Origin of the sequence: Streptomyces sp. NPDC058000 (genome assembly GCF_042886435.1) — a bacterium.
Classification (GTDB): Bacteria; Actinomycetota; Actinomycetes; order Streptomycetales; family Streptomycetaceae; genus Streptomyces.
The window spans coordinates 1-11,403 of record NZ_JBHVQS010000115.1; the positions used below are offsets into that span (position 1 = coordinate 1).

At 69.8% G+C, this 11,403-nt stretch carries 7 protein-coding genes; 1 reads left to right on the forward strand and 6 read right to left on the reverse strand.

Annotation, left to right across the window (positions count from 1 at the left end; translation table 11 throughout):
* Nucleotides 1-61 precede the first annotated feature (61 nt).
* The 6 genes from ACFVT2_RS42825 to eccD form a co-directional block, all read right to left on the reverse strand.
* Nucleotides 62-532, reverse strand: a complete 471-nt coding sequence (locus ACFVT2_RS42825) for a hypothetical protein (RefSeq protein ID WP_390027808.1) — start codon at nucleotides 530-532, stop codon at nucleotides 62-64.
* A gap of 5 nt (nucleotides 533-537) precedes the next feature.
* The gene (dapB, locus tag ACFVT2_RS42830) at nucleotides 538-1,290 is read right to left on the reverse strand and encodes a 4-hydroxy-tetrahydrodipicolinate reductase (RefSeq protein ID WP_390027811.1); all 753 of its coding nucleotides are present in this window, start codon (nucleotides 1,288-1,290) and stop codon (nucleotides 538-540) included.
* Between the two features lie 47 nt (nucleotides 1,291-1,337).
* A complete protein-coding gene (locus ACFVT2_RS42835) occupies nucleotides 1,338-2,717 on the reverse strand; it encodes a M16 family metallopeptidase (protein ID WP_390027813.1) in 1,380 nt (459 codons plus the stop codon).
* The gene (locus tag ACFVT2_RS42840; RefSeq protein ID WP_390027815.1) at nucleotides 2,714-4,933 is read right to left on the reverse strand and encodes a polyribonucleotide nucleotidyltransferase; all 2,220 of its coding nucleotides are present in this window, start codon (nucleotides 4,931-4,933) and stop codon (nucleotides 2,714-2,716) included. The genes ACFVT2_RS42835 and ACFVT2_RS42840 overlap by 4 nt, the downstream gene beginning before the upstream one ends.
* 302 nt (nucleotides 4,934-5,235) lie before the next feature.
* Entirely contained in the window at nucleotides 5,236-5,523 is a 288-nt protein-coding gene (gene rpsO, locus ACFVT2_RS42845) for a 30S ribosomal protein S15 (protein WP_006602744.1), read from the reverse strand.
* A 156-nt stretch (nucleotides 5,524-5,679) separates the two neighbouring features.
* A complete protein-coding gene (gene eccD / locus ACFVT2_RS42850) occupies nucleotides 5,680-7,143 on the reverse strand; it encodes a type VII secretion integral membrane protein EccD (RefSeq protein ID WP_390027818.1) in 1,464 nt (487 codons plus the stop codon).
* Between the two features lie 254 nt (nucleotides 7,144-7,397).
* Between eccD and eccCa the strand changes: the two genes are divergently transcribed.
* Nucleotides 7,398-11,357: a type VII secretion protein EccCa gene (eccCa, locus tag ACFVT2_RS42855; protein ID WP_390027820.1), complete on the forward strand. Its 3,960-nt coding sequence runs from the start codon at nucleotides 7,398-7,400 to the stop codon at nucleotides 11,355-11,357.
* Nucleotides 11,358-11,403: the final 46 nt, after the last annotated feature.

Sequence of the window (11,403 nt, forward strand, 5' to 3'; positions counted from 1 at the left end):
TCTCGGAGATGTGTATAAGAGACAGTCCGTACGGACCCGGGCGGTCGGCGTTTTCGAGGACTCAGCCGGTCCGGACCGGCTCGCCGGGGCTAGGTTTGCCGTCGTGCAGGGAGATGGCGCGCTGCATGGCCTTACGGGCGCGCGGGGTGTCCCGGGCGTCCCGGTAGGCGACGGCGAGCCGGAACCACGCGCGCCAGTCGCCGGGCGCCTCCTCGGTCTCGGCCTGCCGCCGGGCGAAGGCCGCGTCGGCCGCGTCCCGGTCGATCCGGCCGCCGGGGGTGCGCGCGAGGTCGTCGACCGACAGGCCGCCTTCCGCCTCCAGCTCGCCGGCCAGCCGGTTCGCATCGCGGGCGAAGCGGGTGTTGGCCCACAGGAACCAGCCGCCCAGGAACGGCAGGACGAAGGCCACCGCACCCATGCCCATCGCCGCCGGCTCCCCGGTCAGCAGGAGCAGGACGCCCTCCATCGCCACCACGCCGAAGACCAGCACCAGCACGGTGGCGAGGAAGAAGTACGTGATCTTTCCGCCCATGGTCGTCAGCTCAGATCGAGGAAGTTCTCCAGGCCCACCGTCAGGCCCGGGACGTCCACCACGCGCCGCACACCGAGCAGGATGCCCGGCATGAAGCTGCTGTGGTGCAGGGAGTCGTGGCGGATGGTGAGGGTCTCCCCCACCCCGCCGAGCAGCACCTCCTGGTGCGCCAGCAGGCCGCGCAGCCGCACCGAGTGCACCGGGACGCCGTCCACGTCCGCGCCGCGGGCGCCGTCCAGCGCGGTCTGGGTGGCGTCCGGCTGCGGCGGGCAGCCGGCCTCCGCACGGGCCTCGGCGATCAGCTGCGCGGTGCGGACGGCCGTGCCGGACGGGGCGTCCGCCTTGTTGGGGTGGTGCAGCTCGACGATCTCGGCGGACTCGAAGAAACGCGCCGCCTGCTGCGCGAACCGCATGGTGAGCACCGCGCCGAGGGAGAAGTTCGGGGCGATCAGCACACCGGCGCCGGGGGCGGCGTCGAGCCAGGTGCGCAGCTGCGCGAGGCGCTCGTCGGTCCAGCCGGTCGTGCCGACCACACCGTGGATGCCGTGCCGCAGGCAGAAGCCGAGGTTGTCCATCACCGCGTCGGGTGTGGTGAGTTCCACCGCGACCTGGGCGCCGGTCTCCACCAGCGTCTCCAGACTGTCGCCGCGGCCGAGGGCCGCGACCAGCTCCATGTCGTCGGCGGCCTCGACGGCCCGGACGGCCTCGGAGCCGATGCGCCCCTTGACTCCCAGGACGGCCACGCGCAGCTTGCTCATCGTTTTCCGCTCTCTCTCGTGGTGGGACGGCCCGCTGACGCCGTCGCCTAGGCGACGACGTCCTCCAGGCGGGCCGCCTGCCGGTCCTTCAGGGGGCCGATGACGGACAGCGAGGGGCGTGCGCCCAGGACATCACGGGCCACCTCCCGGACCTCGTCCGGGGTCACCGCCGATATCCGGGCCAGCACCTCGTCGACCGACATGTGCTCGCCCCAGCACAGTTCGCTCTTGCCGAGCCGGTGCATCAGTGCACCGGTGTCCTCCAGGCCGAGGACCGTGGAGCCGCGCAACTGGCCGATCGCGCGACGGATCTCGTCGTCGGTGAGGCCCTCGGCCGCCACCGTGTCGAGTTCGTCGCGGCAGATCTTGAGGACGTCGTGCACCTGGTTGGGCCGGCAGCCGGCGTAGACGCCGAACAGGCCGCAGTCGGCGAAGCCCGAGGTGAAGGAGTACACGCTGTACGCCAGACCGCGCTTCTCGCGGACCTCCTGGAAGAGGCGGGAGCTCATCCCGCCGCCCAGGGCGGTGTTCAGGACACCCATCGCCCAACGCCGGTCGTCGTTGCGGGACATGCCGGGCATGCCGAGGACCACGTGGGCCTGCTCGGTCTTGCGGCCGAGCAGTTCGACCCGGCCGGCGGTGCGCAGGGCGCGGTGGCCGGCGCGCGGGGCGACCGGGGTGGCGTCCGCGCGGTGCAGCGCGCCGGCCTGCTCGAAGGCGCGCCGCACCAGGCGGACGACCTTGGCGTGGTCGACGTTGCCGGCGGCGGTGACGACCAGGTGGGTGGGGTCGTAGTGCTTCTTGTAGAAGCGCCGGATGCGATCGGCCGACAGCGCGTTGACGGTGTCGACGGTGCCCAGGACGGGGCGGCCCAGCGGGGTGTCGCCGAGCATGGTGTGCGCGAACAGGTCGTGCACGCAGTCGCCCGGGTCGTCCTCGGTCATCGCGATCTCTTCGAGGATCACCCCGCGCTCGGCGTCCACGTCCTCGGTCTCGATCAGCGAGCCGGTGAGCATGTCGCAGACCACGTCTATGGCGAGCGGCAGATCGGTGTCGAGCACCCGCGCGTAGTAGCAGGTGTACTCCTTCGCCGTGAAGGCGTTCATCTCGCCGCCGACCGCGTCGACGGCGGCGGAGATGTCCAGGGCGGAGCGCCGCTGGGTGCCCTTGAAGAGCAGGTGCTCCAGGTAGTGGGTGGCACCGTTCAGGGACGGGGTCTCGTCGCGGGAGCCGACGTGCGCCCAGATCCCGAAGGTGACGGAGCGGACGGTGGGCAGCGTCTCGGTGACCACGCGCAGCCCGCCGGGGAGGGTGGTGCGGCGGACCGTGCCGGCGCCCGCGGCGCCCTTCAGAAGCGTTTGGGTACGGGCGACGGCCCGCCCCTCCGAGGAGGTGCGGGCCGTCGTCGTGTACGTACGGGACGTCACTTGGCCTGGTCGTCCTTCTGGTCGGCCTCGGTGTCTTCTCCCTCGACCACGGGGATCAGGGACAGCTTGCCCCGCTGGTCGATCTCGGCGATCTCGACCTGGACCTTGGCGCCCACGCCGAGCACGTCCTCGACGTTCTCGACGCGCTTGCCGCCGGCCAGCTTGCGGATCTGCGAGATGTGCAGCAGACCGTCCTTGCCCGGGAGCAGGGACACGAACGCACCGAAGGTGGTCGTCTTGACGACGGTGCCCAGGTAGCGCTCGCCGACCTCCGGCATGGTCGGGTTGGCGATGCCGTTGATCGTGGCGCGGGCGGCCTCGGCGGCCGGGCCGTCGGCGGCACCGATGTAGATGGTGCCGTCGTCCTCGATCGTGATGTCGGCGCCGGTGTCCTCCTGGATCTGGTTGATCATCTTGCCCTTGGGGCCGATGACCTCACCGATCTTGTCCACCGGGATCTTGACGGTGATGATCCGCGGGGCGTTCGGGGACATCTCGTCCGGGACGTCGATGGCCTCGTTCATGACGTCCAGGATGTGCAGACGCGCGTCGCGGGCCTGCTTCAGCGCGGCGGCCAGGACCGAGGCGGGGATGCCGTCGAGCTTGGTGTCGAGCTGGAGCGCGGTCACGAACTGCTTGGTGCCGGCGACCTTGAAGTCCATGTCGCCGAAGGCGTCCTCCGCACCGAGGATGTCGGTGAGGGCGACGTAGTGGGTCTGGCCGTCGATCTCCTGGGAGATCAGGCCCATGGCGATACCGGCGACCGGGGCCTTGAGCGGCACACCGGCGTTCAGCAGCGACATGGTCGAGGCGCAGACCGAGCCCATGGACGTCGAGCCGTTGGAACCCAGCGCCTCGGAGACCTGGCGGATCGCGTAGGGGAACTCCTCGCGCGTCGGCAGCACCGGCACGATGGCGCGCTCGGCGAGCGCGCCATGGCCGATCTCGCGGCGCTTGGGGGAGCCCACGCGGCCGGTCTCACCGACGGAGAACGGCGGGAAGTTGTAGTTGTGCATGTAGCGCTTGCGGGTCACCGGGGAGAGGGTGTCCAGCTGCTGCTCCATGCGGAGCATGTTGAGGGTGGTGACGCCCAGGATCTGGGTCTCGCCACGCTCGAACAGCGCGGAACCGTGCACCCGCGGGATCGCCTCGACCTCGGCGGCGAGCGTACGGATGTCCGTGACGCCGCGGCCGTCGATCCGCTTCTTCTCCTTGATGACGCGCTCGCGGACCAGGGTCTTGGTCAGCGAACGGTACGCGGCGGAGATCTCCTTCTCGCGGCCCTCGAACTCCGGGAGCAGCTTCTCGGCGGCCAGCGCCTTTACGCGGTCCAGCTCGGCCTCGCGGGCCTGCTTGCCGGCGATGGTGAGCGCCTGCGTGAGCTCGTCCTTGACGGCCTTGGTCAGCGCCTCCAGGACGTCGTCCTGGTACTCAAGGAAGACCGGGAACTCGCCGGTCGGCTTGGCGGCCTTCGCGGCGAGGTCCGCCTGGGCCTTGCACAGGACCTTGATGAAGGGCTTGGCGGCCTCCAGACCGGCGGCGACAACCTCCTCGGTCGGGGCCTCGGCGCCGCCCTTGACCAGCTCGATGGTCTTCTCGGTGGCCTCGGCCTCGACCATCATGATCGCGACGTCGCCGTCGGGCAGCACCCGGCCGGCCACGACCATGTCGAAGACCGCGCCCTCCAGCTCGGAGTGGGTCGGGAAGGCCACCCACTGGCCGTTGATCAGGGCCACACGGGTGGCGCCGATCGGGCCGGAGAAGGGCAGGCCGGCCAGCTGCGTGGAGCAGGAGGCGGCGTTGATGGCGACCACGTCGTAGAGGTGGTCGGGGTTGAGCGCCATGATCGTCTCGACGATCTGGATCTCGTTGCGCAGGCCCTTCTTGAAGGAGGGGCGCAGCGGCCGGTCGATGAGGCGGCAGGTGAGGATCGCGTCCTCGCTGGGGCGGCCCTCGCGGCGGAAGAAGGAGCCGGGGATCTTCCCGGCCGAGTACATCCGCTCCTCGACGTCGACGGTCAGCGGGAAGAAGTCCAGCTGGTCCTTCGGGTTCTTGGAAGCGGTGGTGGCCGACAGCACCATGGTGTCGTCGTCCAGGTACGCCACGGCGGAGCCGGCGGCCTGCTTGGCCAGGCGGCCCGTCTCGAAGCGGATGGTGCGGGTGCCGAAGGAGCCGTTGTCGATCACGGCTTCGGCGTAGTGGGTCTCGTTCTCCACCAGGAATATCTCCTCGTCTGCGTCCGCTGCCCGTGTGGCAGGGGACCGTCTTCGGTGGAGCGCCGGTGCGGGCCGGTCTTCGATCGAAGCACCCGGAGTGATGTCGCATGGTCTGCCATGGACGGCCCGGGGGCCACTACCGAGGACCGGCGGCCAGGAGGCGCTCCTACCGCGTTCGCTTTTGCGATATGGCACCAGACTACAAAGCTTCCGTCCATCGCGCGGCGGGACGGCTGTCAGGTGCGTACGGCAAAGGGAGCGGCCCCCGGTGGGAACCGCTCCCTATGCGGCACTTCTGCGGACTACTTGGCGCCCGCCGCACCGCGGCGGATGCCCAGGCGCTCGACCAGCGCGCGGAAGCGCGTGATGTCCTTCTTCGCCAGGTACTGCAGCAGGCGGCGGCGCTGGCCGACCAGCAGCAGCAGACCACGGCGGGAGTGGTGGTCGTGCTTGTGGGTCTTGAGGTGCTCGGTGAGGTCCGAGATGCGGCGGGACAGCATCGCGACCTGGACCTCGGGGGAGCCGGTGTCACCCTCCTTGGTGGCGAACTCGGCCATGATCTGCTTCTTCGTAGCGGCGTCGAGCGACACGCGTACTCCTTGGGGTTTCGGTCCGCGAGCGCCCCTGGAATTGCGGCACAGGGAATCTTGGATGACTCGATTGGACCGTCGGACAGCGTACCAGCAGCGGGACGGCCCCCCGACCGGGTGGTCGGGGGGCCGTCTCGCCGGCGGTGTGGTGCAGGGCTAGCTGCCGGTGAGGCCGCGCACCATGTTGTACACGTCGAGCACCGCCAGGCACAGCGGCACCAGGGACAGCAGGACCAGGCCGTCGAAGATGTCGAAGATCCGGCCCCAGAAGGGGGTGACGCCCTTCTTCGGGACGACCAGGCCGACACCGACGAGGATCGCGGCACCCACTGCGATGCTGCAGGAGAACCAGACGGTCCGGACGTTCAGCGGACCGGAGTCCTGGAAGCGCTCCAGGGTGACGAAGATGTCGAGCGGCGGGTGCAGCGCGATGCCCAGGATGAGCAGCACGATGGTGAAGATGCCGGCGATGGTCAGGCAGGCGACCTGGGCGGTGTAGTCGAAGAGCCGGGCGCGCAGCATGATCGTGATGCCGGCGGCCATGGCCAGCACCTGGGCCCAGACGTTGTCGGAGAAGCCGAGGACGATACCGGCGGAGCCGACGACCAGGGCGGAGCAGCCGGCGACCAGGCCGAGCAGGAGCTCGTGGCCGCGCTTGGCCTGGTTGCCGATCTTCACGAAGTCGACCGACTCGGTATCGGAACCGGTTTCCAGGGCGCCCTTGGCGATCTGGTCGGGCGAGCGGTAGCCGATGGGCAGCCGGGCGAACCGGGCGGAGAGGCTGGGCAGCCAGGCGACCATGGCGATGGAGACGACGGCGGTGACCGCGGCGACCTCGCGCGGAGCGGCATCGGTCAGGATCGCGGCGAAGACCGCGAGGGTGCCGATGGCGGAGAGGAAGGCGGCCGCGACGAAGGGCGCGTCACCGCGCGGCAGCATGACCACCAGGAGCACCGAGGCGATCAGGACGGTCACGCAGCCGACGAGCAGGTGGAGTCGGCCGGGGCCGCCACCGGGATCGACGGGGAAGATGCCGGAGCCCGCGATGAGCAGGTGCGGCAGCGACGCCAGGCCCAGGGCGATCGACGAGGCGTGATCGTCGTAGACCCGGGCCCGGACGCCGGACAGCGCCACCAGGACGACGCCGACCACGCCGGCGATGATGCCGGGGAGTCGGTGCATGTCGCGGTTGACCGGGTTCGAGAACCACAGGGCGAACGCCATCATCACCAGCAGCAGCACACCGGCGCTGAGGCCGACGACGCGCATCAGGTCGTCGCTCCAGCGGCTGCGGTTCTGCTTGACCGCGGAGGCGATGGCGTCCGAGACGTCGTCGAAGACCGGCAGCGGCAACGACTCGGCGAAAGGCTTCAACAGCAGCAGGTCACCGTCGAGGATCTGCTGCTGGGCCAGCGACTGTCCGGCGTCGAGCACCGTCCCGTCGCGGCGTACGAGGTGATATCCGGTCGGGGCGCCCTCGGCCTGGGACTGCCCGGAGAGCCGCAGGATCTCCGGGTAGATATCGACGAGTGCCACGTCCTCCGGCAGCGCCACGTCGATCCGTGCGTCCGGCGCGGCGACCGTGACCCGGCAAAAGCCGGTGCCAGTGCTCGTGCTCACCTGGCGGTTCCCCCTATCCGTTGGGCGTTTTGTCGCGTCGCGCGCCCTATATATAGGGCCGTCCATACGGGGCTGTGGCGCGCTCGCGGGGCGTCAGCGTACCGTCCGATCGGGGCCCTGCCCCACCCACCCCTTGACTTGACGCCTAACAGTAGGATCAACGCCTGCGTCGGGCCAAGGACTTGGCTCGGGGGACCGTCGAATCCAACGGGGGCGGTCCGAGACTGCGAGATGCATGAAGGACTGATGCCTCGGTGAGCGTTGTCATCGTCAAGCGCCCGCCCCGCGCGCTTCCACCTCAAGTCCCCTCCGAGGAGGTGGTACTTGAGGCACCGCCGGAGCTTCCCCGCGAGGGAGAACCGGAGAACCTACTGATGACCTTCATGCCCATGATGGGCATGGCGTCCTCGGCGGGCTTCTTGTTCATGGGGAACCAACCGTTCATGAAGATCATGGGCGGTTTCATGGTGGCCACCACACTGGCGATGGCGATCATGCAGATCGTCAAGGCCCGCCAGGGGCCTTCCGGACAGATGGTCCAGGAACGCCAGGATTACCTCAAGTACCTTGCGCAGAAGCGGAAAGAGGTACGGCGCACCGCCCGCAGGCAGCGGGACGCGCAGCTGTTCACCCATCCCGATCCGAGCCAGCTGTGGTCCGTCGTGGCCGAGGGCAAGCGGGTCTGGGAACGCCGGTTGAACGACCCTGACTTCGCGCAGGTGCGCCTGGGGCTGGGTCCCCAGCAGTTGTCCACTCCGCTGCGGGCGCCGGAGACCGCTCCGGTCGACGAGCTGGAGCCGCTGACCGCGCACGCGATGAAGGAATTCCTCGACAAGCACGGCCATCTGGACAGCCTCCCGCTGGCGGTGTCGCTGCGCGCCTTCTACCACCTGACGGTCTCCGGTGACCCGGACACCGTCTACGGCGCCTCGCGCGCCCTCCTCGCCCAGCTGTGCACGCTGCACTCGCCCGAGGACCTGGTGGTGGCCGTGGTCGCCGCGCCGGGTGCGCAGGCCGAGTGGGAGTGGACGAAGTGGCTGCCGCAGGTCCAGGACAAGACCACCGACGGCGCCGGTACCCGCCGACTGGTCGTCGGTGACCTCGGTGAGATCGAGGAACTGCTGGCGGACGAGCTGGACGGCCGCGGGCGGTTCAGCCCGCAGGGCCAGCCGGTGACCGACGGTCCGCACGTCGTCGTCGTACTGGACGGCGGCGACGTCCCGATGGACTCGGTGATCGCCGGGGCCGAGGGCCTTCAGGGCGTCACGATCCTGGAGGTCGTGCCGGGCGACCTGGACGAGATCCGCGGTGGTCTGGCCGTTCAGGTGTGGCCGGGCAAGCTGGTGTTGGAGTCGGCGAGCGGTGCGGTCTACCACGGGGCGTGCGACACCCTGTCGATCCCCGAGGCGGAGGCGCTGGCCCGCCAGCTGGCCCCGCTGCGGGCCGGTTCGGGTGCCGACGGCGAGGATCCGCTGCTGTCCTCCATGGACTTCACCGACCTGCTCAACATCGGCGACGCCGGCACGCTGGACGTGTCGCGCACCTGGCGTCCCCGGACGCTCGCCGAGCGGCTGCGCGTCCCGCTCGGTGTCGACCGCGACGGTCAGCCGGTCATGCTGGACATCAAGGAAGCGTCGCAGCAGGGCATGGGCCCGCACGGCCTGTGTGTCGGTGCGACCGGTTCCGGTAAGTCCGAGGTGCTGCGCACCCTGGTGCTCGCGCTCGCGGTGACGCACTCCTCGGAGACGCTGAACTTCATCCTCGCGGACTTCAAGGGTGGCGCCACCTTCACCGGTATGTCGGAGATGCCGCACGTCGCGGCGGTCATCACCAACCTCGGTGAGGACGTCACCCTGATCGACCGCATGCGCGACTCGATCACCGGTGAGCTCCAGCGTCGTCAGGAGCTGCTGCGGTCGGCGGGCAACTACGCCAACATCACCGACTACGAGAAGGCACGTGCCGCCGGCGCTCCGCTGGACCCGCTGCCCTCGCTGGTGATGATCATCGACGAGTTCTCCGAGCTGCTCGCCGCCAAGCCCGACTTCATCGAGATGTTCATCCAGATCGGTCGTATCGGCCGTTCGATGGGTGTGCACATGCTGCTCGCCTCGCAGCGGCTGGAAGAGGGCAAGCTGCGCGGTCTGGACACCTTCCTGTCCTACCGACTGGGTCTGCGGACGTTCTCCGCGGCCGAGTCGCGGACCGCGATCGGTGTGCCGGACGCCTACCACCTGCCGAACGTTCCCGGTTCCGGCATCCTGAAGTACGACACCGAGACGATGGTGCAGTTCAAGGCCGCGTACGTCTCCGGTACCTACCGCGGCCCGGGTGGCGGCGGCCGCAGCGCCGGCGGTGGCCGGTCGATGCGGATGCCGGTGCCGTTCACGGCGGCCCCGGTCATCGAGCAGATCATCGAGGAGCCCATCGCCGTCGAGGCGACGGAGCCGGAGATCGACGACGCGCTGGCCGACACCGTCCTGGACGTCATGGTCCAGCGGATGCAGGGTCAGGGCCCGCCGGCGCACCAGGTGTGGCTGCCGCCGCTGGAGGAGCCGCCGACGGTCAACCAGCTGCTGCCGGCCCTCGCGGTCACCCCCGAGCGGGGTGTGCACGCGCCGGAGTACACCGCGCTGGGCAAGCTCATGGTGCCGGTCGCGCTGGTGGACAAGCCGTTCGAGCAGCGGCGTGACGTGATGTACCTGGACTTCTCCGCCGGTGCCGGTCACGGCCTGGTCGTGGGTGGTCCGCAGTCCGGTAAGTCGACGCTGATCCGGGCCGCCATCTCCTCGTTCGCGCTCACCCACACCCCGGCCGAAGTGCAGTTCTACTGCCTCGACTTCGGCGGCGGCGGCATGCTCAGCCTGGAGGGGCTGCCGCACGTCGGCGGTGTCGCCTCGCGTCTGGACGCCGAGAAGGTGCGCCGTACGGTCTCCGAGGTCGTCGGCATCCTCAACGAGCGCGAGGAGTTCTTCCGCTCGAACAGCATCGACTCGATCTCGACCTACCGCCAGCGGCGGGCCGCGGGCGCCTTCCCCGACCAGAAGTGGGGCGACGTCTTCCTGGTCATCGACGGCTGGGGCACGTTCAAGACCGACTACGAGCAGATGGACCCGGTGATCCTGGACATCGCCGGCCGGGGTCTCGGTTTCGGTATCCACCTCATCATCGCCGGCTCGCGCTACACCGAGGTGCGGCCCGCGCTGCGCGACCAGCTCCTCAACCGCGTGGAGCTGCGCCTGGGTGACCCGATGGAGTCGGAGTTCGACCGCAAGCGCGCGGAGAACGTCCCGATGGGCAAGCCCGGTCGCGGTCTGTCCCCCGACAAGCTCGACTTCCTGGCGGCGCTGCCGCGACTGGACGGGATGAGCGACCCGGAGACGCTCAGCGACGGCGTCGCGAACCTGGTGCAGACGGTCAGCGAGCACTGGCAGGGCGAACCCGCCCCCGCGGTGCGGATGCTGCCGACGATGCTGCACGCCAGCGACCTGCCCCGGGGCGGCGACTACCCGGAACACGGCATCGCGATCGGCGTCGACGAGACCACGCTGTCCCCGGCGTTCATCGACTTCGAGACCGACCCGCTGCTGGTCATCTACGGCGAGAGCGAGTCGGGCAAGTCGTCGCTGCTGCGCCTGCTGACGAAGCAGATCGCCGAGCGGTACCCGTCCGACAAGGCGCTGTTGGTGGTCTCCGACTACCGGCGCGCGCTGCTCGGCGAGATCCCCGACAGCCACCTGTACAAGTACTGCGCCGCTGGGCCGCAGCTCCAGGAGGTCATCAGCGGTCTGGCCGGTTCGCTGGGCCGGCGCATGCCGGGTCCGGACGTCACGCCGGAGCAGCTGCGCAACCGCAGCTGGTACGACCTCCCGGACGCGTTCGTGATCGTCGACGACTACGACCTGGTGGCGACCAGCAGCGGCAACCCGCTCCAGCCGCTGCTGGAGTACCTGCCGTTCGCCCGTGACCTGGGTCTGCGCCTGATCCTGGCGCGCAGCTCGTCGGGGGCCGGCCGGTCCTCGTTCGAGCCGGTCATGCAGCGTGCCAAGGAGCTCGGTGCGCAGGGTCTGATCCTGTCGGCCGACAAGGCCGAGGGCCCGCTGATGGGCAACGTCAAGGGTCAGCAGCTGACGCCCGGACGTGGCATGTTCATCACGCGCAAGCGCGGTGCGCAGCTGGTCCAGACCGGCTTCCTGCCGCTCAGCGGTCAGTAACGACCGGTCCGTACAACGGCGGTGGGGCGCCCCTCTCAGGAGGTGT